This window comes from Nitrosophilus alvini (assembly GCF_015100395.1).
Lineage (GTDB): Bacteria > Campylobacterota > Campylobacteria > Campylobacterales > Nitratiruptoraceae > Nitrosophilus > Nitrosophilus alvini.
This window is the reverse complement of sequence record NZ_AP022847.1, coordinates 1,237,964-1,261,037: the sequence shown is the minus strand read 5'-3', so window position 1 is coordinate 1,261,037 and position 23,074 is coordinate 1,237,964. Positions and strand designations below refer to the sequence as shown.

Sequence of the window (23,074 nt, the reverse complement as noted above, 5' to 3'; positions counted from 1 at the left end):
TATTGATAAAATAGAGGCAGAAATTTTTTTAGGAGATGGCTATGAGAAAAAGTTTGGTACTCGGACTTTTTGCTGCTGCATTGATAATGGGCGGTTGTGCGAAAAAAACTGTTGAAATTGAGGCTCCTCAGGAGGCTGCTCCGGAGCAGGCCACTGTAGTGCATGAAGGGGAAGGACTAGCGGTTGTTTCACCTGAAGAGGGCGCAGGGATGGAAGCGGCGGCTGTTTCAGCTCAGGAGGCAAAGTTTCAGAAGATGAAAGCTATAGAGTCTGAAGCAAAAAAGATATATTTCGATTTTGATAAATACAATATAAGACCAGATCAGCAACCAAGAGTAGAGTATGACGCAAATCTTTTCAATAGAGATGATGCAAAAGAGTTCAATATAAAAGTAGAAGGAAACTGTGACGAATGGGGTACAGACGAATATAACTACGCTCTTGGTCTAAAAAGAGCAAAATCTGTAAGAGATGCATTAGTCTCTTTGGGAGTTGATGCCAACAGAATGACCCTTGTAAGCTACGGTGAAAGCAATCCTGTCTGTACAGAGCATACAAGAGAGTGCTGGAGAAAGAACAGAAGAGTCGAATTTGAACTTCTTCCGTAAATCGGAGTGGTAGGTGAAAAAAGCTTTAATATTTATTTCTCTTTTTCTCTCCTTCGCCTTTGGGCGAGGAGAACCTTCAGCGTTCGGGGCTGGTGATCTTGAAAGTCCCGAACCATACGGACTTACTCAGAGCGAAAAATATATACTACAAAATAAAAAGGCCATACAGAAACTTCAAAGCAGTCAGAGCAGGCTGCAGATGAAAATTCAAGAGATTGAAGAGAAAGTCGAAGGTGTAAAAAGTATTGTCGAAGGTATTGATCAGAATCTGAATTCACTAAAGGTAAAATTGGAAGAGTTTTCTGAAAATGAGAGCAAAAAGCAAAAAGAGATAGAAAATCTCAAAGAGAGAATCACTGTAATAGAGGATGATCTTAATAAAACAATAACTCTTCAGAACGAGAATTACAATCAGATAAAAACTGTCCTCAAAGAGCTGACTTCACTTATAGACTCAATAAATACATCATATGTCAGTAAAGAGGAATTCAAATCCGAACTAGAAAAGCTAAATCAGGACTATAAAAAAAGACTTGCCAGAGTTGAAAAAGAGATTAAAAAAGAGTTGAAAAAGAGGAAAATTGCGAAAAAGGACAACGCTACTCTTTTCAAAGAGGCAAAAAAACTTTACAGAGAAAAAAAATATGATACAGCAAGAGAATATTTTGAAACTCTTATAAAAAATGCATATAAACCTGCAACGTCGAATTTTTATATCGGTGAAATCTGCTACTATCAAAAAAAATATGAGTGTGCAATAGAACATTATAAAAAAAGTGCTTCTCTTTACAGTAAATCTTCATTTATGCCTACTCTATTGCTTCATACGGCAATATCTCTTGAGAGAATAGGTGAAAAAGATAAGGCAAAAACTTTTTACCAAAACCTTATAGAAAATTTCCCCGATTCCAAAGCTGCAAAGATAGCCAAAAAAAATCTTCAAAAAATCAAATAGAAAATGTTAATTTTGTTAAAATAAAGAAAATTGTGGTAAAATAAAAAACTTTTTACAATAAATACAGGAAAGGTAAATTATGGCAATTGACGAAAATAAAGTAGTATCGATAGAATACGAAGTGAGAGATGCCGAAACGAAGGAAGTTATAGACAGCAATGTTGGTCAGAAACCTCTAAGTTTTATTACAGGAAAGGGTCAGATTATATCCGGTCTTGAAAATAAAATAAAAGAGATGAACGAAAACGAGAGCGCCGATGTTTTGGTAAAGGCTGCGGAAGCTTATGGTGAAAAAGATGAAAATGCAGTACAAACTTTGCCAAAAGAGCAGTTTGCCGGAATTGATCTTCAAGAAGGTATGACACTTTACGGACAGAGTGAAGACGGACAGACTGTACAGGTTACTGTTAAATCTTTTGATGAAAATGAAGTTACTATAGACTTTAATCATCCGCTTGCCGGAAAAGATTTGATGTTTAGCGTAAAAATTCTTGAAGTAAGAGATGTTACGCCTGAAGAAGCGATGACAGGTCAGGTTATTGATCCTAACGAATCTTGCGGATGCGGAACAGGATGTGGCTGTCACTAATTTTATAGCATACTCCAGAGCCTCGAAAGAGGCTCTTAAATCTGCGAATCTTTTAAAAAGTCTGCAAATTAATGTTCTTATAGAAGGCGAATATGGTGTCGGAAAAAAGACACTGGCATCATATATAGCACCTGATGCACCCGTAGTTGACGCAAATTCAGATGAGCTTAAAGAGTTTGTCCAAAAAAACGACGAACTTATAATAACAGATATAGAAAAGATCAGAAATTTTCAGCTTTTTTCCGAGATATTAAAACTCAAAAAAATCAGAATCATAGCAACGTCAAATACCATTTTGAAAAATGATGCAGTCGACAAAATCTTTTCGATAAAAATATATCTTCCTCCGCTTAGAGAGAGAGAAGAAGATATTTTTCCTTTGGCAGAAAAATTTTATGGGGAAGCCAAGCAGATTTTTGGCGATGAAAATGATTTTGATCTTTCCAAAGCCGATTTTGATCTGCGGCAAAATGCCGACTCTTTAAGACGGTCCGTATTTTTCAGCTATTTAATAAACAATATAGATGACAAAGAGATAATTAAATGTATGGAAACATTTCTGTTTAAACATATCGGTTCGGGTGATGATTACAGAAAATTTCTCTATCTTTATGAAGTTCCGCTTATAAAAGCGGGAATGAAAAGATTTAAAAGCCAGCTTAAAATGGCTGAAAAATTCGGATTGAATCGAAATACCTTAAGAAAGAAAATACAGGAAAACGGAGAATATCTATGAATAGAGAGATAAAAAAAACCATTTTTCTTTTTCCGGGACAGGGAAGCCAGTCAGTAGGGATGGGCAGAGATTTTTATGAAAATTTTACTTTGGCGAAAGAGATTACCGAGGCTGCCAGTGAAAGGCTTAAAATAGATTTTAAAAAACTTCTTTTTGAAGAGAATGAAAATTTAGAGAAAACCGAATATACGCAACCTGCTATTTTGCTTGTAAGCTCTATTGCTCACAAAATTTTTGAAAATGAGATGCCTGTGAAACCGGTTTTTGCACTCGGGCACTCTTTGGGAGAGTTTTCTGCTCTTGTAAGTGTAGGTGCTTTAGATATTATAGACGGAGTTGAGCTTGTCCATAACAGAGGCAAATTTATGGCAAAAGCGTGTGAAAATATTGATGCTGGAATGATGGCGGTTATCGGGCTTGATGATGAGAAAGTGGAGCAAATATGTACAGAAGCAAGGAGTAGTGGGAAAAAAGTATGGCCTGCAAACTATAACAGCGACGGACAGATTGTTATAGCAGGTATGAAAAATGATTTGAAAGATATGGAATCGATTTTAAAAAGTGCAGGAGCTAAAAGGGCACTTCTATTGAATATGTCAGTTGCCAGCCACTGCCCTTTGCTTGAGCCGGCAAGAGAGCCTTTAAGAGAGTATCTGGAGAAGTTTTTAAAAGATGAGTTTATCTCTCCTGTTATATCAAATGTAACAGCATCTCCCTACAGCAGTAAAGATGAAGCTCTGGCTCTGCTTGACAGGCAGCTTGTAGAGCCTGTTTTGTATAAACAGTCGATAAAAAATATTGAAAATCATGCAGACCTTTTTATAGAGTTTGGAAACGGCTCTGTTCTAAAAGGTTTGAACCGAAGAATTTCAAAAGTGCCCACACTAAATGTTTCCGATGTTGCGACACTTGAGAAGACACTTTCAGAACTTTCACTATAAAATCGGCGGAGAGAATCTATGAAAATAGCTATTATGGGAGCAATGGTTGAAGAGATTGAACCATTGCTTGAAAAGATGCGTGAGGTAAAATCCTTTGAACTTGCAGACAATATCTATTATGAGGCCAGATATAAAGGTATAGATACGGTTATAGCATACAGTAAAATAGGTAAAGTTTACGCTTCTTTGACTGCCTCTTTGATGATCGAGAGATTTAAAGCGCAAAAACTTCTTTTTAGCGGTGTGGCCGGAGCTATAAATGATGAACTTAAAATCGGCGATCTGATAGTAGCTAAAAAGCTGTGCCAGCATGATTTAGATATAACCGCATTTGGCCATCCGTACGGATATGTTCCTGAAGGAAAAGTGTATGTGGAGAGTGACAAAGAACTTCTTTTCCTGGCAAAAGAAGTGGCCAAAGAGAAAAAAATAGAGTTAAAAGATGGGATTATAGCAACTGGAGATCAGTTTATTGCCGACCCTAAAAGAAAAGAGTGGATAAGAGAAACTTTCAATGCAGATGCTCTTGAGATGGAAGGTGCAGCAGTTGCCGTAGTATGCGATGCTCTTGATGTTCCGTTTTTTATACTCAGAGCCATAAGCGATGCAGCCGATATGGATGCCGGTTTTGATTTCGACACCTTTTTGAAAAGCTCTTCGAGAAGAAGTGCTGATTTTATTATATCTATGTTGGATAAGATGGCTTGAAAAGAGTTGAAAAAACGAAGAGGTGTTAAGGATGAAGACTGAAAGGGCTGCTTGTCACATATAACGCAATTTAGTGTGGTGTTGACAAGAGCCAGTCATTAACCAATCCACTATCAACTATCTATCAATTAATCAATCATCAGTTACTAATTACGAAAAAAGGAAATGAAGGAGCATTTGGGTGAAGAGAGCCGAGATAAGTAAAAAACTTTTGAGAGTAGTGGGCAGAACAAATGGAGAATACGGACTCATAAAGGATAAAGACAAGATTTTGCTTGGTCTTAGCGGGGGGAAAGATTCTCTCACTTTAGCTCATATTCTCAAACATATGCAAAGAGTGGCTCCTTTTGATTTTGAATTCAAAGCGGTTACTGTAAGTTATGGAATGGGCGAGAGGTTTGACGCCCTTAAAGCACACTGTGAAGAGTATGATATCCCTTTTGAGGTTTATGAGACTGAGATCTTTTCCATAGCCCAGGAGAAGATAAGACAAAATAGCTCTTTTTGCAGTTTTTTTTCAAGAATGAGAAGAGGAGCTCTATATACCGCTGCGCTTAAAGGCGGATACAACAAACTTGCACTCGGGCACCATCTTGATGATGCAGTAGAGAGTTTTTTTATGAATATGTTCTACAACGGAACGATGAGGTCTATGCCTCCTATTTACAAAACTGCAAAAGGACTCTATGTAATAAGACCCCTCATAGAGGCGAGAGAGAAGCAGCTAAGGGCGTGTGCCGAAAAGAACGGTTTTCCTTTGATAGGAGATGAGATGTGTCCTTCTATGAGATTTGATGTAAAAATGCCCTATGCAAGAGCACAGATGAAAGAGTTTTTAAACTCACTTGAAAAAGAGTATAAAGATGTTTTCAAATATATAAAAACCTCATTTAAACATATACATGAAGATACTTTCTTTGATAAAACAAGATTTAAGATATAAAACATTACTATTTATTACGGAGGCACTCTAAATATCCTTTTAATTGCAATATCCGTACTTATATTTACTGGTATCATTTGATTTAGCCGAAAAAATCTGGAAGCTAGAAATGAAAAAAAAAGTTGTTTTTCTTACATTTGCTGTAATTGTGGCAAATATTGCTATATTTAGTTCGATAGATATTATCAAGGGTAGAGAGCTTCTTGATGATGCAATAAAAGAGAAACAGGCTCTTATTGAAAAAATTTTTAAAAAAAGAGAAGATCTTGCTTTCAATATCTACTCAAACCGCATAAAAAATCTACTCTCGTTTGAAAAAGTGCAAGAAATTATAAAAACAGGAAACAGGAGTCAACTGGAAGAGCATATCGGGAAAAGATTTAAGATGTTACAAAAAGAAAATCCATATATCGTATCTCTTCAAATCATAAGGCCGGACGGAACCTCTTTTTATAGAGCACACAAACCAGACAAATATGACGACTCACTTCTTGGAATCAGAACAATTATAGAAGAGGTAAATCGATCGAAAAAGTGTAAATCAGGCTTTGAAGGAGGAAAATATGTTTTATCATATAGAGTGGCGTGTCCTATAATTTTAGACGGAATCCATTATGGTGTTGTGGAATTAGGATTGGACCCAAACTTTTTCGTTGAGCCTATGAGAGACATAGTGGGAGATATAAAGACAGCCATCGCTTTGAAAAAGAAGGAGATAGAATTTCTTGAGGATAAAAGCAAATTGGGCGAATTATGGATATACAAAGGGTATGTTTTCCCCCATATAAACCCATTTTTTAAACACATAATAGAAAAAATAGATCTTGAAAAAGAGTATATAGAAGTTAAATATAAAAACAGATATTACATCGTTTCTGATACTTTGAATCTGAAAGATTCAAATGCAAATGTGGTTGGAAAAATTTTTATTGCCTACGATATTACAAAATATAAAAGCGTTTTTGAAAATTTTGTATTAAAAACCATATTAATGCTACTAATAATGGCCGTTCTTATATATCTTGTTTTAAAACAGAGTTTTGACTATTACGACAAAATTATTTCAAAAAAATCAAAAGAGCTTGAAAATCTAAACAAAAACCTTGAAAAAGAGGTGGAAGAGCGTACAAAAAAACTAAAAGAACACTTCTTTACAGACGAACTTACCGGTCTAGGAAACAGAGAAGCGCTTGCTGAAGAGCTGAAAAACGTTGAAAATCCGGCTATCATAATAATAGATATCCACTCTTTTAAAACTATCAATGATCTATACGGCGTAGATGTAGGAAATCGTGTCCTTGTCCATTTCTCAAAATTTCTTGCCCAGATTGCATCAGAAGAGAGAGGGGAATGTGAGGTATTTAGGATATCGTCTGATGAATTTGTATTCTTCTACAAAGGAATTACAGATGAGGAGTATTGTAAAGAGATAGCAAAAAAAATAGAGAAAAGACTCAAAAACAGAAGATTCTACATTGAGGATATAGAAGAGTATATAGACCTTGATGTAAATATGGGTATAGCGGTTGGAAATGTTGGAATATTGAAAAAAGCGGATATAGCGTTGCAAAAGGCCAAAAATGATATCAACAAAACCTTTTATATATATTCCAAAGATATTGATTCTACGGAAAAAATAAAAGAGACTCTACGTTGGAAAAAAGAGATAAAAAATGCACTTAAAGAAGAGAGAATAGTGCCCTATTTTCAACCTATCGTCGACAGAGAACAAAATATAGTCAAGTATGAATGTCTGATGAGACTGGTAAAAAAAGAGGGGAATGAGACAAAGGCGTACTCTCCTTTTCTCTTTTTAGATATCGCAAAAAAGACAAAACTCTATCCAGAACTATCAAAACGTATAATTGAAAAAAGTTTTGAGAAATTTTCAAAACTGGACAAAACATTTTCAATAAATCTTTCTATGATGGATATAAGTGAGAAAGATTTTCTGGAATTTATAAAAACTTTATCAAAGAGATACGATATTGCGGACAGAGCAGTTTTCGAAATAGTAGAAAGCGAAGGCGCAATAGATTTTGAAAATATAAAGAATTTTGTCGATGAAGTCAGGAAAATGGGTATAAAAATAGCAATAGACGATTTTGGTTCCGGATATTCGAACTATTCTCATCTGCTTGAGATAAAACCTGATTTTCTGAAAATAGACGGCTCTTTGATAAAAAATATTGACGAGGATAAAAAAAGCTTTATTCTTGTCAAAAATATTGTAATATTTGCAAAAGAGCTTGATATAAAAACGGTAGCCGAGTTTATTCATTCAAATGAGGTGTATGATATAGCAAAAAAACTGGCTGTGGATGAATTTCAGGGATTTTATTTTAGTGAACCCAAACCGGATATATAGATGATCCATTTTAAACCATTCAATGAAAATATCGAATTTCTTATACTCACAAAGCCGCTTGGAAAGTCGATCTCTTTTAAAGCCGGAGAGACCCTTAAAGCGGAAGTGATAGATATACTTCCCAACGGCGGCGTAATAGCAAGAATAAAAGGTCAGCATGTAGCGATAAAGACAGAAATTCCTCTCAGAAAAGATGACTCTCTTTTGTTGAGAGTTATGGACAGCGCAAATAGTGACAAGAGTCTCAAACTGCAGTTTTTGACATATATAAAGCCTCAAAAGAGTCAGTTTTCGGAACTTGAGAAAAATCTCAAAACAGCAACGCAAAACCTTCAAAGAGGAATAGTATCACAAAACAGCGATATTAAAATTTTACTAAAAAGTGCTGATGCAGCGGAAAATCTGAAAATGGCTGTCTCAAAACTTCTGCATCAGACAAATCTGTTATCTCAGACAAAAAACATTTTAAACGACACTATTTCTCTTCTGGAAGATATAGGTAAAATTCCAATGAAAAATGAAACACTTCAAAATATTTCAAAAGCTGTTAGTGAGATATTTGTAAATGCTGAAAATATTGCAGAAAGTAATATAAAAAATATGCTGCAAAATAGCGGAGTTTTATATGAGGCAAAACTCAAAGAAGTGCTTAAAAACAGGGAAAACAGATTAAAACATATAAAAAGTGATCTTAAAGGTCTGCTGCTTGGACTTAAAGAGGAGATAATAAAGATTGGAGGCGGTTCTGATACGGATAAAAAAATAGATCAGGTTTTGTCGCAAATAGAGATATTGCAGCTCTATTCGAAAGCGACAGATGCGTTTTATACATTTTTGCCGATAATATGGGAAGGTCTTGAAGAAGGAAGCATAGCATTTAAAAAAAGAAAAGGGAAAAAAGAGTTTTATCTGTGCAGAATATCACTCAATTTTTCGGCCTTTGGAGAGATTGAAGTAATGGCTCTTTTAAACCGTAGTGAAATCAATATTACATTTAGAACGCAGAGTAATCAGTTGAGAGATGTTTTATCTGCAGATATACAAAATTTAAAAAATGAGATAGAAAAGGATGGAATAAGAGTAGGTTTTATAAAGTTTATAAACAGCAGTGATAAAAACTTTGATGAATTTATGCATTTTGAGAATGTTGTAAATATAAAAGTATGAAAATGAACGAAAAAGAGAAAAAAGCGGTTGCTCTCAAATATGTAAGAAAGAGAGACAATGCTCCGAAAATTGTTGCTAAAGGAAAAGGGGTAGTCGCAAAAAATATACTTGACCTGGCAAAAGAAAACAATATACCTGTTCAGGAAGATGCGGAACTTGTTGAAATACTGTCAAATATGGAGATAAACAGCGAAATACCTCCCGAACTCTACAAAGCAGTTGCAAAAATACTATCATATATCTATAAGAACATAAAATAGTTCGAACTGTCGCAAAACAGCCTTATATTTCTTTAAACCAAATAGAATAAAATATAATTGTAATATATGCAAAAGGCATAAAGGGGAAACTTATGAAAGCCGGTGAACTTTGCAACAGAGAAGTAGCGATAGTATATCAACATGAGAATATAAAGGAGGCCGCAAAACTTATGAGGCATTTTCATGTAGGCAGCCTCGTTGTTGTTATGGATACGGAAGGCGGCAGAATTCCTGTAGGAATAATCACAGACAGGGATATAACTGTAGAAGTGGTTGCACGAGGTTTTAACCCTGATAATATAAAAGTTGAAAATGTTATGTCTAAAGAGCTTGTGACCGGTAGCGAAAATGAAGATGTCTACGAAATAATAAAAAAAATGAAAGACCACGGTATCAGAAGAATGCCTATAATAGATACAGTGGGATTTCTTGTAGGAATTTTAACAGTTGACGATGTTTTAGAGTTTTTATCGGAAGAGATGAATATTCTGGTAAAACTTTTTTACAGAGAGATTGAAAAAGAGAGCGAGACTAAAGAGTAGTATAAACTTTATTATATGAAGCTGGTGTATAATGAATATAAGAAACAAATTTAATAAAAGAGGAGTATTTTGATGAGTTTGAACCTTAGTATTGCGGGAAGAGCGAAATTGGTAAAGTTTTATAATCTAAGCAGACTTGAGATAGAAGGTCTTGATATCTCCCAACTGGACCTGGAACAAAAAGAAGATATTGAAGAGTTTTTTGAAAAAGTGCTTGAATTTACTGAAACCGGCGAAGCTGAAGCTTATGAGCCTCCTTTGGAAGTTCACGGTTGTGATACTGAAATATGTACAATAAAACTTAAAAATACAGAAGAGTATGTATTATCTGCTGATGAAATTACACTGAAAAATATCCATATTGATGAAATTCTTAAAGATATTCAGCATGCGAAAGAGGGAGATATCTATTTTGTAAAATGTTTTGAAGGAGATGCGCTTTGGGATTTCGACAGTGATTACGAAGGAGAGGTTGATCCTTCCAAGTTTAAAATAGGATATATCGACTGCACTATTGACATTGATCAGTATGAAGCTTTAAGTGCAGGATATTACGACATACTGTGTGATATAATTTATACAGATTACATTGAATATGATAACAGTATGTTTGAACTTGTAGACTTTGTTTTCCATCCTATGAAAATATATGCTCAGCTATATATTGTTAAAAAGGATCCTGTAACAGGTTTGAATATTTTGGAAAAAGTCGACTTCGGCGGTCGCATGATATCTGATGTTCAGGAGTTATAAGAGTATCTTTTAAAACCCTTCCAGCATTATATTCCATAAATGAGCGACACTCTCGTCATCAAGAAAGAGGGTTGTTTTTTGTGTAAAAAGTGAATTGAGTGTTTTTGCATCGAAATCTTTCGAATGAACACACAAAGGATGAGCTGGCAAAAATCCTCTGACTAGGGAGATGCGCTCATTTAAAGACCGGTTACAAACGAAGCAGTAATTATCCGAATGTAGCCTTCCCTCATGCTGCAATATTTTTATATAGCATTCAACTGCAGTTCTTTTTGGATTTTGTTTTCCCCAGAGGGTTGCTGCATTGTTTATCAGATTGAAATAGAAACTATCTATTTCGGTTGCATCTTTTAGATGTTCGAAAAAGTTGACTATAAATTGCTGCCATAGCATAAAACGCTCTTGGCTTTTAAGCCAGTTGTATCCCAAATGTGTCACATTTCTGAGTCTGGGAAGATATGCTTTTTGACTGAATTCTGTTTCAAAATCTATCTTGTAACCTAGATTTATGATACTGTGTCTTGCACCGTAAAAACGGTAGAGAGTGACTATTTTCTTTTCTGTAAGAACTGTCACGATAATATCTTCATTTTTTGCACGGGTAGTTTTCAGTATAAATCCCTGCATAATCCTCTTTTGCTTGTTTGGTTGGTTTTTGATAGTGTTATAAGAGCATATTAACAAAACTTTTTGTAAAATATCAAGCAAATTAATTCTATACACAAAATAGATTAAAAATAGTTTAAATCAATGAACCTATCAAGGGGAACAAATGGATATATTAAGAAGCTATAAAGATAACTGCGGGTTTGGGCTATTGGCTGATTTGTATAACAGACCTAGCCATAAAAACCTTCTGGATGCGGTAACTGCCCTAGAAAGAATGATGCACAGAGGTGCGATTGCTGCTGATGGAAAAAGCGGTGACGGCAGCGGGTTGCTATTTTCTCTTCCGAAAAAGTTTATGTCTAAGGTTGCCGCCGAAGTGGGAGAATCTTTACCGAAAGATTATGCTGTAGCGATGGTATTTTACAAAGATGAGGAAAATATTTCGGTTTTTGAAGAGATATGCGAAAAGAACGACCTGAAAATCCTTTTTATCAGAGAGGTGCCGGTAGATAAAGATGCATTGGGAGAACTGGCATTAAAAACACTGCCAAAAATTGTTCAGATTTTTGTAGCTCCGGACTCTCTTATGGCATCTAAAAGATTTGAGGCTCTTTTATATCTTACGAGAAGAGAGATAGAAAATACTCTAAAAGAGGATAAAGATTTTTATATACCCACATTTTCAAACAGAGTTATCGCTTATAAAGGGTTGGTGATGCCAACCTATATAAAAAAGTTTTATCAAGATTTGAACGATCCTGATTTTGAAGTTAGTTTTGCGCTTTTTCACCAGAGATTTTCTACAAACACTCTGCCGGAATGGAGACTTGCGCAGCCATTCAGAGCAATCGCCCACAACGGTGAAATAAATTCGATTGCCGCGAACAGATTTAATGTACTTGCAAAATGCGAATCACTTAAAAGCGAAGTTTTCAGTGACGAAGAGATAAAAAGAATCCTTCCCGTTATGGAAGAGGGGGCAAGTGATAGCAAAAGCTTAGATAATTTTTTTGAGTTTCTTATAGCAAACGGAATGGACTTTTTTAAAGCGGCACGTGCTCTTATACCAGCCCCATGGCAAAACGCTCCTCATATGGATGCGAATCTAAGAGCTTATTATGAATATTCCAGTACATGTTTTGAAGCATGGGACGGGCCTGCGGCAGTAAGTCTTACAGACGGAAGATATATAGGATGTGTGCTTGACAGAAACGGACTCAGACCCGCGAAATATATAGTAACAACAGATGAGAGACTTATAATAGCGAGCGAATACGGTATTCTTGACGTTCCTGACGATGAAATAGTAGAAAGAGGAAGACTCCAAAGCGGAGAGATGATCGCTCTGGACCTTAAATATGGAAAAATACTTAAAAACGAAGATATTAACGAATATCTAAAAAACTCAAAACCTTATGCAGAGTGGCTGAATGAAAACATGGTCTATCTGCAGGAGCATCTCGATACACCATTCAGCAATGTTTCAGACTATGAGCTTGATGATATGGTACATATGCAGAGATTTTACAACATAACTCATGAGGTTATAGAACAGGTAATCGAGCCGATGATAAAAGACGGCAAAGAGGCTGTGGGTTCTATGGGTGATGATACTCCTTTGGCAGCTTTCAGTAAAGAGCAGAGAAGTTTTACAGACTTTTTTAAACAGAAATTTGCGCAGGTTACAAATCCTCCGATTGACCCTATCAGAGAAAAGGTTGTAATGAGTCTCAATACGGGATTCGGAGAGATACATAATATACTTGATGAAGACCCGAACCACGCATTGAGACTAAAAGCCGTCTCTCCAATCCTTATAAAAGAGAAGATGGATATCCTTTTGTCGTATGGAGACGAAAAACATCCAAGATACAAAGCATGCTATAAAAATAGAACTTTTTATACCTCTTTTGACGAAAATCTAAAAGGTTCTCTCGAAGATCTTGCTTATGATATTGTAGAAGCTGTAAAAAATGATGGTGTCAGAATAGTTCTGCTTGATGACAGGGACCTTTGCAAAACAAAAAAAACGATACCGATGGCGATGGCGATAGGAAGGGTAAATCAGGTACTTTTGGACGAAAAGGTTAGGCATCTGGTATCGATTGTCGCTGTTACAGGAGAAGTAATAGATTCGCATTCTGCAGCGTGTATGATAGGATACGGAGCCAGTGCAGTTTATCCTTACCTTCTGTTTGCCACTGTATGGGATAAACTCAAAAGGCAAAATCTGAGCAGCTTTGAGCAAAAAAACAGATTTAAAAATGTATATAACGCTTTGAATGGCGGACTTTTAAAAATAATGTCCAAAATGGGTATCAGTACTATCGCATCATATAGAAATTCGGCACTTTTTGATGTGATAGGGTTATCGAAAGATATTGTTGAAGATTGTTTCAGAGGTTCTTATTGCCATCTTGACGGACTTACGTATGACGATATTGAAGAGAGACTCAATGTTTATCATCAAAAGGCGTATGAAATAGATCTTACTAAAAGGCTGTTTCCTCTTGAAATCGGTGGGATATACAAGTATGTTGACGGAAAAGAGTATCACGATTTTGCGCCTGATACCGTAAATGCCATACATGTTGCATCCGTTACCGGAAAAGATGAAGATTTTGCAAAGCTTAAAAAGATGGTTGACGGCCGCGGATACAAAATGATAAGAGACTTTTTCGAATTTAACAGCGACAGAAAACCGATACCGCTTTCGGAAGTAGAACCTGTGGAAAAGATATTCAAAAGATTTGCAAGCGCTGCTATGAGTTTGGGGTCTATCTCTCCAGAAGCTCATGAATGTATTGCCGAAGCTATGAATAAAATAGGGGCTCAGTCTAACTCCGGTGAAGGGGGAGAAGATGAGCGAAGATTTGGAACTATAAAAAACAGTAAAATCAAACAGATTGCATCCGGAAGATTTGGTGTAACACCTGCATATTTAAGAAGTGCAGAAGAGATTCAGATAAAAATAGCACAGGGCGCAAAACCTGGAGAGGGGGGACAGCTTCCCGGGCATAAAGTAACGGAGCTTATTGCAAAGCTAAGGCATACTATGCCAGGGGTCACTCTTATATCTCCTTCTCCTCATCATGATATATACTCTATAGAGGACCTTGCGCAGTTGATATTTGATTTGAAGCAGATTAATCCGGAAGCTGCAATAACTGTAAAACTGGTTTCGACGGCAGGAGTCGGGACTATTGCTACAGGTGTTGCAAAAGCCTACGCGGACAAGATAATTATCTCCGGCGGAGAAGGCGGCACCGGTGCTGCACCGCTTAGCTCCATAAAATTTGCAGGAAACCCTTGGGAACTCGGACTCTCTGAAGCCCATAACGCTTTGAAAGCAAACCATCTTAGAGAACTTGTACACTTGCAGACGGATGGGGGGCTGAAAACAGGCCTTGATATAGTAAAAGCCGCTCTTCTCGGAGCTGAAAGTTATGCGTTTGGAACCGGCGTTTTGACAATACTCGGATGTAAGATACTCAGAGTCTGCCATCTTAATAGATGTACGGTAGGTATTGCAACACAGCAGGAGTTTTTAAGGGATCACTATGTGGGTACGGTTGACAGACTCATAAACTATTTTACACTACTTGCTGAAGATGTAAGAAAAATACTTGCCCAGCTTGGATACAGAAGTCTTGAAGAAGTAATAGGAAGGAGCGATCTTCTTAAAGTTGTTGATGACGAATTTGCCAAAAAATTTGACTTTAGCAACGTATTGCAAAGATTAGAGGGAATAGATACCTGTCAGGTTAAATCGAACGAGCCTTTTGACAAAAATGAGTATGAAAAAGAGATTTTAAAAGAGATATACTCTGTTATTGAAAATCCGGAAACAAGTGTTACTGTAAGCAGAAAGATACAAAATATCAACAGGAGTTTCGGAACTAGAATAAGCGGTGAGATTGCAAAATATTACGGAGATGCCGGACTAAAAGAAGATACTATAAAGATAAATCTTACCGGAGTAGCCGGCCAGTCTTTGGGAGCGTTTTTGATCGGTGGCGTATCTATAAGGCTAACAGGTGCTGCGAACGACTATGTGGGAAAAGGAATGCATGGTGGAAAAATCGTAATAACCGGCAAAAAGCAGGGAGCAAAATTTTCTCTTGCCGGAAATACATGTCTGTATGGAGCCACTGGAGGGAAACTTTTTGTTGCCGGTAGTGTAGGAGAGAGATTTGCCGTAAGAAACTCCGGTGCCCTGGCAGTAGTTGAAGGTACCGGCGATCATGCATGTGAATATATGACAGGCGGGATAGTAGTGATACTCGGAAGCACAGGAGTCAATTTCGGTGCAGGTATGACAGGAGGACTTGCGTTTATATATGATAAAGAGCATACATTTGCAGAAAATATCAACCAGGAACTCATTGAGGCAAGAAGAATAGATACTGATGAGTTTGATGAAGCCAGACACTATCTGAAAAGACTTCTTAGAGTCTATTACTTAGAGACAAAAAGTGAAAAAGCGAGAGAGATTTTGGAAAATTTTAGAATGGAACTAAGAAATTTCTGGATGGTACGGCCGAAAGAGCTTACAAAAGTACCTCTTAACCTTGAGGAAGGGGAATAATATGCAAAATTTTATAAAAACAGAAAGAGTAGACCCTAAAAAAAGAGCTGTAAACGAGAGGATAAAAGATTTCAGCGAAATATATGAGATATATAATTTAAATGAAGCCAGTCTCCAATCTGACAGATGTGTGCAGTGTGGTGATCCCTATTGTCACAACAGATGCCCTCTGCATAACTTTATACCCCATTGGCTTAAAGCTGTGGCTGATAAGGATCTTGAACTGGCTTTCAAATTATCAAATGAACCTTCGCCTTTTCCTGAAGTGATGGGTAGAGTCTGTCCCCATGACAGACTTTGTGAAGGACATTGTACTCTCAATGAGGGATATGGTGCGGTAACCATAGGGCCGGTAGAGACATTTATAAGTGAAGAGGCGTTTAAAAAAGGTATAAGGCCTGAGTTTCCTGGAATTACGACAGATAAAAAAGTGGCTATTATCGGTTCCGGACCGGCTGGGCTTTCTGCAGCAACGTATCTGCTCAGAGCCGGGATAGAGCCGCATGTGTATGAAAGAGCGGATAGACCCGGAGGGCTTCTCACGTACGGAATTCCAGGTTTTAAACTTGATAAAAAAATCATAAAAAGAAGAGTTGACTGGCTTATTGAAGCCGGTATGAAACTTTATCTAAATACAGAAGTGGGAAAAGATATATCATTTGAATATCTTTTAGAAAATTTTGATGCCGTCTTTATAGGTATAGGCGCTACAAAAGGAAAACTTCCAAATATACCTAATGAAAGAGCAAAAGGTGCGTTTTTGGCTATGGATTTTCTGACAAATGTGCAAAAAAAGCTCTTTGGTGACGGTTACAGCAAGGATTATGAGGTAAAAGATAAAAATGTTGTTGTAATCGGCGGTGGCGATACCGCTATGGATTGTGTCAGAACAGCCGTAAGAGAAGGTGCCAAGAAAGTGAGCTGTCTTTACAGAAGAGATGTAAAAAGTATGCCTGGTTCCAAAAAAGAGTATCAAAATGCTGTAGAAGAGGGAGTGGAGTTTATATTTAATGTTGCTCCCAAAGAGGTTCTTGTTGACAGTGAGAACAGAGTCATCGGTGTAGAAATGGTAAAAACTATTTTAGGTACCCAGAAGGACGGCAGAAGAAAACTTGAAGAGGTAAAAGGAAGTGAATTTAGAGTCGATGCTGATGTTATAATATTTGCTCTCGGTTTTGAAAATACTCCTCTTGGTTTTCTTGCCGAAAACGGAATCGAGACAGATGAGTGGGGTGCTGTGAAAATTGATGAGAATTTTGAGACAACAACCCCCGGTGTATATGCAGGAGGCGACTGCTACAGAGGGGCTCATCTGGTAGTTACTGCTGCTTATGACGGCAGGGAAGCTGCAAAAAATATAATCAAAAAACTTTTGGGATAGAAAATAGTTTCTCAAAGGTCTGATTTGAACGCTTTTTTGCAATCTGCCCTAAAAGCCAATAGGGCAATATACAAAAAAATCTCCCGTACCATGGATAAAAGCTGCTATACATATCTAAAAACCGGTGCGGGAGGAGACAGAAGTTCCGGAATCGACCTTTTGGCAGAAGAGATATTTACAGAACATCTTTCTATATTTGGGCAGATTGTATCGGAAGAGAGCGGTGTAATGGGAGAAGAGGGGGATATAAAAATCGTATTGGATCCAATTGACGGCAGTGATAATCTTCTTTCCGGATTTCCATACTTCGGAACATCTGTTGCTATGATAAAAAATGGCAAAACACTCTCTTCAATGATAGTAAATCTAGCAAACGGTGATGTTTTTGCAAAAGATGAACAGACTCTTTATTACGGCAGATTGGACAATGGCAAGTTTGAAAAAAGAGAAAGATGCGGGATTTCAAAAATAGGTATTTTTGAAAAAGCGTATGCAAACCCTGATATTGTAAAAAAGATTTCCAAAGCGAAACTTAAATTCAGAAGTCCAGGGGCATTGGCGTTATCTATGGCATATGCATATGATACTGAGTTTTTGCTATATGCGGGAAAAATAAGAGAGTATGACATAGCAGCAGGGCTGCATCAATGTGAAGAAATGCATACTCTTTTAGAAGAAAATCTCTTACTTATTTGCAAAGATAAGGAAAAGTTTGATATGCTGTATGATATACTAAAGAGTTAAATCCGGAAGATTTTATAAAAATATAAGATTAAGAATGAAAAAAGGACCTGTTAGTGAAATTCAGCAGTTTTTTCAACAGAATAAGAAGGTCACAGCCAAAAGAAAGCGAAAAGCCGAGCCACTGGATAAAATGTCCAAATTGTCAGGCTCTTATGTATTATAAGGAAGTTATAAATAAATCACATGTTTGTCCAAAATGCGGTTTTCACTTCAGAATCGGAGCAAAAGAGAGAATAGATATCCTTTGTGACGAAGGGACTTTTGTTGAACATGATGCAAATCTTGTACCTGTAGATCCGTTGAAATTTGTCGATAAAAAGAGTTATAAAAAGCGTTTGGAAGAGAGTCGGAAAAAGACGGGAAGAAACAGTTCAGCTATAAGCGGAACATGTTCAATCGACGGAGTTGAGACGGAAATAGTTATATTTGATTTTTCATTTATGGGCGGGAGTTTGGGTTCTGTTGAGGGTGAAAAGATAGTAAGAGCCGTTCATAGAGCGATTCAAAAGCGTAATCCTGTAGTTATAGTAAGTGCCAGCGGTGGTGCAAGAATGCAGGAAAGTACCTTCAGCCTAATGCAGATGAGTAAAACAAGTGCAGCCCTTGCAAAACTACACAAAGAAAAACTGCCGTTTATATCAGTTTTAACTGATCCGACTATGGGAGGAGTAAGCGCATCATTTGCTATGCTTGGTGATGTTATTATGGCTGAACCCGGAGCTTTGATAGGATTTGCCGGACAAAGAGTTATTAAGCAGACTATCGGTGCTGATCTTCCCGAAGGTTTTCAAAGAGCAGAGTTTCTGCTTGAACACGGGCTTATAGATATGATAGTAAACAGAAATGAGATGAAAAAAACGATAGCGGATCTGCTTAGAATTTTTTTGAACAGAAAAGCTTCTGTTGAAAAGACCGAAACAGAGTGAGAATAGTATGAAAATATATGCGCTTTGTGATTACGAACTTCTAAAAAAAACTGAGATAGGTTTTGAAGAGTTTGTAAAAATTGCTAAAGATGTGGGAGCGCAGATAATACAATACAGAGATAAAACTTCATCTTTAAAAGAGAAAAAAACAAACCTGCTTAAAATTCGCCATTTGTGGAATGGAATTCTTATAGTTAATGATCATGTCGAACTTGCTGCATATGCTGATGGTCTTCATCTGGGTCAGGATGATATGGCTGCCATAGACCGAGATTTTTCAAAAGCTGTACAAAAGATCAGAAAAGAGATAGGCGAAGAAAAAATTCTGGGACTCTCGACTCATAATGAAGAGGAAGTGCTTGCCGCAAACAGACTTTCCATAGATTATATAGGTCTTGGAGCATACAGGAGCACAGATACTAAAGAGGTAACAAACATACTTGGAGACAAACTTCCTGAAATCGCGGCCCTTTCAGCGCATCCTGTAGCGGCTATAGGAGGAGTCAAAATAGATGATAAAATTGAAAATGTCGAATACATGGCTGTAGGTTCTGATCTTATAAGAAGGCGGGTAGAGAGTGCATAAGATTGCTGTTTATTCGATTATGAAAAAAGAGGAGAAGTGTTATAAGGAGATTGCTCAGGATTTTACAAAAATGAGCAGAAAGTTTGCAGATATAAAAACATTTGATATTTTTTCCAAAAAAATAGGAAGTGCGCAAACAAAAGGAGAAGATGAAGCAAAGGCTGCATATACTCAGGCTCTGGAACCTTATATAAAATCCGGATTAAATATTGCGCTTGATCCAAAAGGGGAAGTTTTAAACAGTGAAGAGTTCAGTTCTTTTTTTGAAAAATCTCAGACTATAAACTTTTTTATCGGCGGAGCTTACGGATTTGAAAAGAAATTTTTAGAAAAATGTGATAAGATTATCAGTTTAAGCAAGATGACGTTTAGCCATAAACTGGCTAAAATCGTTTTGCTTGAGCAGATATATAGAGGATTGTCAATTGTGAATGCTCATCCATATCATAAGTGAAAGGGTTGCATGAGAGATATAGATTTGAAGTTTTTTGAAGAGATTTTGATTGAAAGAAAAAAACAGATAGAAAAAAATATAGAAGAGGCGCAAAAAGAGTTGCAAAATCTTAAAGAAGTTGAGGTAAATGATGAAGGTGATTATGCAAGTATAAGTTGTGAAAATATGATAGAAAGTGCGATTTCCAACCATCAAAGCGAGGAGCTAAAGGAGATTTTAGAGGCTCTTGAAAAGATAAAAAAGGGTACATACGGTATCTGTGAGATGTGCGAAGAGCCTATCGGCTACCATAGACTAAAGGTAAAACCGAGGGCAAAATACTGTATTGTCTGCAGGGAGATTGTAGAAAATAACGGCAGATAGAATTTATATAAAGGATTTATAATGCGTCTTAAAAAGTATACATTTTTTTCTCTGCTTTTAATAACCTTAATTGGTGTTTTTGTCTATACGCAGATAAACGAAAAATATACTCTCGATATATTTGGAGTTCCGTTGACGCTTCCTGTTGCCGTGTGGGTTGTAATACCGCTTCTGATTTTATATTTTGCATCTCTTTTTCATATGGCGTTTTACTCTTTTAAAAGTTATCTGCATTCAAGAAATTTGAAAAAGGATTTCTCGTCACTTATAGACTCTTTGTATTTTGCCATATTTAAAGAGCCCAAAATCCATAAATACCATACCGATGAGTATGCTCAGGTTGGAGAAGTAACAGATAGAAGCGAGATAACATTGAAAGCTTTGGATTATGAGTTTGGCAATGAAAAGATAAAAAAAGCGGCCGAAACAATAAAAAAAATAGAAGATGGGAATTATGTTGAAATAAAAGATATCAAATTCTCTCCAGACAATCCTATATATATAAAAAATATTGAAAACAAAATCGCGTCAGAGCCTACATATTGTGGCGTTATTTTGAAAAAATGTGAAGAGTTTCCAAAAGACCTTTGCAAAAAAGCGCTGCGAAAATATATCGAATTTGCCGATCTCTCACAGATAAAAAATTATGCGGACCTTTTTGACAGAGATATTTTGTTCGATCTACTCAAAGCTGCAGTCAAAGATGAAAATAGATTGAAAATTTCTGTTGATGACATTCTCTTTTTCTGTCAAAAAACGGATATGAAACAGAGTGACTATATAGACCTTGCCAAAATTGTGAAAAAACTGCTGCAGCCTGATGAAAGACTGCAACTTTTTGAAAAACTCAAAGAGCAGGACGAAAAAGCAGAAGCCGCCTATATATATACGCTTCTTGATCTGGAAATGGTTGAAAGAGCTGCCGAAGTTTTGGAAAACAGCGAAGAGGATGAATTTTTGAATTTCAAAGCATATCTTGATCTTAAAAATATCGGTAAAAACTATCATATAGAACTCTTTATCTAAAAGGCGGTTTTTTGGGCAAACTTGACTTTAGTCTTCCAATATATGTTTTAGCTCCGCTTGCAGGTTTTACTGATCTACCTTTCAGAAGTGTAGTAAAGAAATTCGGGGCGGATTTGACTGTTAGTGAAATGATAAGCTCAAATGCGCTGGTCCATAACTCATCCAAAACATATAAAATGTTGCAAAAAGCCCCAAACGAAGAACCATATGCAGTTCAAATAGCGGGAAATGATAAAGATATTGTCAAAGAAGCGGTATTGATACTTAATGATATTGAAGGTATAGATATTATAGACCTTAACTGCGGATGTCCTGTTCCAAAGGTTGTTAGAAGCGGCGGAGGAAGCGCACTGCTTAAGGATCTTAAAAAGATGGGTGAAATTATTGAAACTATCAAAAAATATTCCGAAAAAGAGTACACAAGCGTAAAGGTAAGAATCGGTTTTGACGAAAAAATTCCGGAAAAAATCGCTAAAGTCTGTGAAAGTGCCGGTGCCGACTTTATAACAGTCCATGGAAGGACAAGAAGCGGAGGTTTTAAAGCGCCGGTGGATTATGATGCTATAAAAAGAGCAAAAGAGAGTGTTTCCATACCTGTTATCGCCAATGGTGACATAACAAGCTATGAAAAAGCGGAGTGGGTACTTGAGTATACAAAAACAGACGGTGTAATGATAGGCAGAGGAGCTATAGGAAAGCCCTGGATATTTTATCAGCTAAAACATAAAACCAGTGACATATCACCGGAAATAAAAAAAGAGATAATAGTCGAACATTTTGATAAAATGATAGAGTTTTACGGGGATTACGGTGCGGTAATGTTTAGAAAGCATCTTCATACATACTCAAAAGGGTATCAGGGGGCTTCTGCTTTCAGAGACAAAATAAACAGGATAACTGACCCCAAAGAGATGAGAAAATTGATAATAGAATTTTTTTGATATCTATGAATCTATTAAATAAATATTTATAGGGTTCTGTTATTTACTGGCTTTTTCTTTGTAGGCTTCAAACTCTTTGTCATTTTTATTCAAAAAAGCTTCCACCTCTTCTTTATTTTCTGATACGATATTTTCGAAATCTTCGTCTTTTTCTACTTCCTCGTCACTGTATTTTCCCAGAAGAATATTGGAGTTTCCTATAATTACAAGATAGTTTGTACCTTTATACGAAATAAGGGCAATTTTATTGTGTTCATCCAACTTTTTTTCATATCTCACATCGATATCGGGTCTATTCTGGTCTATAACCCACATTGATTTTTTTCTGACACTTTTTTCTCTTCTTGTCAAAAGATAGAACAAAGTGCCGAAAATTGCTATTATTGCAATGCCGCCAAGTACTGTTTTTAAAATGTTTTCAAAATTGAAAGAGGAACTGTTTTCGGATATCTGAATACTCTTTGATGTTTGGGTTGAGAGTTTCTTAACAAGAAGTTTCAGTCCAAAGCCGTCGGTCGATTTTGATGCAAGAACTGCTGCTTTTTCAACAGTATAGATGATTAATTCACTGTCGTTGCCTTTTGGAATCAATTCAATCTGATAAACAAAAGAGGTGTCTATCTTTTTTTGCCATGAGCTTGGAGATTTTGCATCTTTGAGTATGATTTTTATCTGTTCTTTTGCAACTTTTTGTGATATTTGGCCTTCATACGGCGTATCGAAACCAAAAAGGATCTCAATATTATCTTTATGCTCCTTTACGTCGATACTGAGAATGTTGGAAGCAAAAATCGGTATGCAGAATATCAGTAAAAATAGATATCTCAAGATATAACCTTGTTTTTTATAGCTTATTATAAGGTAAATATTTTAAATTGTTTATTAA

The 23,074-nt window shown here is 36.4% G+C and carries 23 protein-coding genes; 21 read left to right on the top strand and 2 right to left on the bottom strand.

The genetic code is table 11. The annotated features are described in order from the left end of the window. The first annotated feature begins 41 nt into the window (after positions 1-41). The 12 genes from EPR_RS06455 (at position 42) to EPR_RS06400 (ending at position 10,570) form a co-directional block, all read left to right on the top strand. Positions 42-608 carry an OmpA family protein gene (locus EPR_RS06455; protein ID WP_200762430.1) on the top strand — a complete coding sequence of 189 codons (567 nt, stop codon included), beginning with the start codon at positions 42-44 and terminating at the stop codon, positions 606-608. Positions 609-621: 13 nt separating this feature from the next. Next, on the top strand, positions 622-1,563 hold the full coding sequence (locus EPR_RS06450; protein ID WP_200762429.1) for a tetratricopeptide repeat protein: 942 nt from the start codon (positions 622-624) through the stop codon (positions 1,561-1,563). Positions 1,564-1,642: 79 nt separating this feature from the next. Further along, on the top strand, positions 1,643-2,152 hold the full coding sequence (locus EPR_RS06445) for an FKBP-type peptidyl-prolyl cis-trans isomerase (RefSeq protein WP_200762428.1): 510 nt from the start codon (positions 1,643-1,645) through the stop codon (positions 2,150-2,152). Next, complete coding sequence (locus EPR_RS06440) at positions 2,103-2,888, top strand: helix-turn-helix domain-containing protein (protein WP_200762427.1); 786 nt, start codon at positions 2,103-2,105, stop codon at positions 2,886-2,888. The genes EPR_RS06445 and EPR_RS06440 overlap by 50 nt, the downstream gene beginning before the upstream one ends. Before the next feature lie 8 nt (positions 2,889-2,896). Further along, positions 2,897-3,829, top strand: coding sequence for an ACP S-malonyltransferase (fabD, locus tag EPR_RS06435; RefSeq protein ID WP_420827474.1), 933 nt, complete (start codon positions 2,897-2,899; stop codon positions 3,827-3,829). Between the two features lie 18 nt (positions 3,830-3,847). Beyond that, a complete protein-coding gene (locus EPR_RS06430; RefSeq protein WP_200762425.1) occupies positions 3,848-4,537 on the top strand; it encodes a 5'-methylthioadenosine/adenosylhomocysteine nucleosidase in 690 nt (229 codons plus the stop codon). Positions 4,538-4,718: 181 nt separating this feature from the next. Beyond that, entirely contained in the window at positions 4,719-5,480 is a 762-nt protein-coding gene (locus tag EPR_RS06425) for a tRNA 2-thiocytidine biosynthesis TtcA family protein (protein ID WP_200762424.1), read from the top strand. Between the two features lie 109 nt (positions 5,481-5,589). Continuing rightward, positions 5,590-7,848: an EAL domain-containing protein gene (locus EPR_RS06420; RefSeq protein WP_200762423.1), complete on the top strand. Its 2,259-nt coding sequence runs from the start codon at positions 5,590-5,592 to the stop codon at positions 7,846-7,848. After that, positions 7,849-9,015 (top strand): flagellar hook-length control protein FliK, encoded by a 1,167-nt coding sequence (locus EPR_RS06415; RefSeq protein WP_200762422.1) that lies wholly within the window; start codon positions 7,849-7,851, stop codon positions 9,013-9,015. A gap of 2 nt (positions 9,016-9,017) precedes the next feature. Further along, a complete protein-coding gene (locus tag EPR_RS06410) occupies positions 9,018-9,275 on the top strand; it encodes an EscU/YscU/HrcU family type III secretion system export apparatus switch protein (RefSeq protein ID WP_200762421.1) in 258 nt (85 codons plus the stop codon). A gap of 92 nt (positions 9,276-9,367) precedes the next feature. Further along, positions 9,368-9,817, top strand: a complete 450-nt coding sequence (locus EPR_RS06405; RefSeq protein WP_200762420.1) for a CBS domain-containing protein — start codon at positions 9,368-9,370, stop codon at positions 9,815-9,817. Positions 9,818-9,886: 69 nt separating this feature from the next. Then, on the top strand, positions 9,887-10,570 hold the full coding sequence (locus EPR_RS06400) for a hypothetical protein (protein WP_200762419.1): 684 nt from the start codon (positions 9,887-9,889) through the stop codon (positions 10,568-10,570). A gap of 9 nt (positions 10,571-10,579) precedes the next feature. Here EPR_RS06400 and recO read toward each other — a convergent pair whose 3' ends face one another. Beyond that, on the bottom strand, positions 10,580-11,197 hold the full coding sequence (gene recO, locus EPR_RS06395) for a recombination protein RecO (RefSeq protein ID WP_200762418.1): 618 nt from the start codon (positions 11,195-11,197) through the stop codon (positions 10,580-10,582). A gap of 145 nt (positions 11,198-11,342) precedes the next feature. Between recO and gltB the strand changes: the two genes are divergently transcribed. From gltB to dusB, 9 genes are read left to right on the top strand one after another with little or no spacing between them, the layout of a single operon-like run. Then, complete coding sequence (gene gltB / locus EPR_RS06390; protein ID WP_200762417.1) at positions 11,343-15,767, top strand: glutamate synthase large subunit; 4,425 nt, start codon at positions 11,343-11,345, stop codon at positions 15,765-15,767. Position 15,768: 1 nt separating this feature from the next. Beyond that, complete coding sequence (locus tag EPR_RS06385; RefSeq protein WP_200762416.1) at positions 15,769-17,148, top strand: glutamate synthase subunit beta; 1,380 nt, start codon at positions 15,769-15,771, stop codon at positions 17,146-17,148. A gap of 24 nt (positions 17,149-17,172) precedes the next feature. After that, on the top strand, positions 17,173-17,892 hold the full coding sequence (locus EPR_RS06380) for an inositol monophosphatase family protein (RefSeq protein WP_200762415.1): 720 nt from the start codon (positions 17,173-17,175) through the stop codon (positions 17,890-17,892). Positions 17,893-17,945: 53 nt separating this feature from the next. Continuing rightward, on the top strand, positions 17,946-18,818 hold the full coding sequence (gene accD / locus EPR_RS06375; RefSeq protein WP_200762414.1) for an acetyl-CoA carboxylase, carboxyltransferase subunit beta: 873 nt from the start codon (positions 17,946-17,948) through the stop codon (positions 18,816-18,818). Continuing rightward, positions 18,796-19,404, top strand: a complete 609-nt coding sequence (locus EPR_RS06370; RefSeq protein ID WP_234697098.1) for a thiamine phosphate synthase — start codon at positions 18,796-18,798, stop codon at positions 19,402-19,404. The genes accD and EPR_RS06370 overlap by 23 nt, the downstream gene beginning before the upstream one ends. After that, a complete protein-coding gene (locus tag EPR_RS06365) occupies positions 19,397-19,858 on the top strand; it encodes a 23S rRNA (pseudouridine(1915)-N(3))-methyltransferase RlmH (RefSeq protein ID WP_200762413.1) in 462 nt (153 codons plus the stop codon). The genes EPR_RS06370 and EPR_RS06365 overlap by 8 nt, the downstream gene beginning before the upstream one ends. Before the next feature lie 9 nt (positions 19,859-19,867). Next, positions 19,868-20,221 carry an RNA polymerase-binding protein DksA gene (dksA, locus tag EPR_RS06360; RefSeq protein ID WP_234697097.1) on the top strand — a complete coding sequence of 118 codons (354 nt, stop codon included), beginning with the start codon at positions 19,868-19,870 and terminating at the stop codon, positions 20,219-20,221. A gap of 21 nt (positions 20,222-20,242) precedes the next feature. Beyond that, on the top strand, positions 20,243-21,247 hold the full coding sequence (locus tag EPR_RS06355; RefSeq protein ID WP_200762412.1) for a hypothetical protein: 1,005 nt from the start codon (positions 20,243-20,245) through the stop codon (positions 21,245-21,247). A gap of 11 nt (positions 21,248-21,258) precedes the next feature. Further along, complete coding sequence (gene dusB / locus EPR_RS06350; RefSeq protein ID WP_200762411.1) at positions 21,259-22,188, top strand: tRNA dihydrouridine synthase DusB; 930 nt, start codon at positions 21,259-21,261, stop codon at positions 22,186-22,188. Positions 22,189-22,227: 39 nt separating this feature from the next. Here dusB and EPR_RS06345 read toward each other — a convergent pair whose 3' ends face one another. Next, complete coding sequence (locus EPR_RS06345; RefSeq protein ID WP_200762410.1) at positions 22,228-23,016, bottom strand: hypothetical protein; 789 nt, start codon at positions 23,014-23,016, stop codon at positions 22,228-22,230. Positions 23,017-23,074: the final 58 nt, after the last annotated feature.

Coding starts and splice junctions, on each gene's coding strand:
- EPR_RS06415 (WP_200762422.1), top strand. CDS start 7,849: ATGATCCATTTTAAACCATTCAATGAAAATATCGAATTTCTTATACTC.
- EPR_RS06385 (WP_200762416.1), top strand. CDS start 15,769: ATGCAAAATTTTATAAAAACAGAAAGAGTAGACCCTAAAAAAAGAGCT.
- EPR_RS06430 (WP_200762425.1), top strand. CDS start 3,848: ATGAAAATAGCTATTATGGGAGCAATGGTTGAAGAGATTGAACCATTG.
- EPR_RS06410 (WP_200762421.1), top strand. CDS start 9,018: ATGAACGAAAAAGAGAAAAAAGCGGTTGCTCTCAAATATGTAAGAAAG.
- EPR_RS06420 (WP_200762423.1), top strand. CDS start 5,590: ATGAAAAAAAAAGTTGTTTTTCTTACATTTGCTGTAATTGTGGCAAAT.
- EPR_RS06445 (WP_200762428.1), top strand. CDS start 1,643: ATGGCAATTGACGAAAATAAAGTAGTATCGATAGAATACGAAGTGAGA.
- EPR_RS06405 (WP_200762420.1), top strand. CDS start 9,368: ATGAAAGCCGGTGAACTTTGCAACAGAGAAGTAGCGATAGTATATCAA.
- gltB (WP_200762417.1), top strand. CDS start 11,343: ATGGATATATTAAGAAGCTATAAAGATAACTGCGGGTTTGGGCTATTG.
- EPR_RS06455 (WP_200762430.1), top strand. CDS start 42: ATGAGAAAAAGTTTGGTACTCGGACTTTTTGCTGCTGCATTGATAATG.
- recO (WP_200762418.1), bottom strand. CDS start 11,197: ATGCAGGGATTTATACTGAAAACTACCCGTGCAAAAAATGAAGATATT.
- dksA (WP_234697097.1), top strand. CDS start 19,868: ATGAGAGATATAGATTTGAAGTTTTTTGAAGAGATTTTGATTGAAAGA.
- EPR_RS06355 (WP_200762412.1), top strand. CDS start 20,243: ATGCGTCTTAAAAAGTATACATTTTTTTCTCTGCTTTTAATAACCTTA.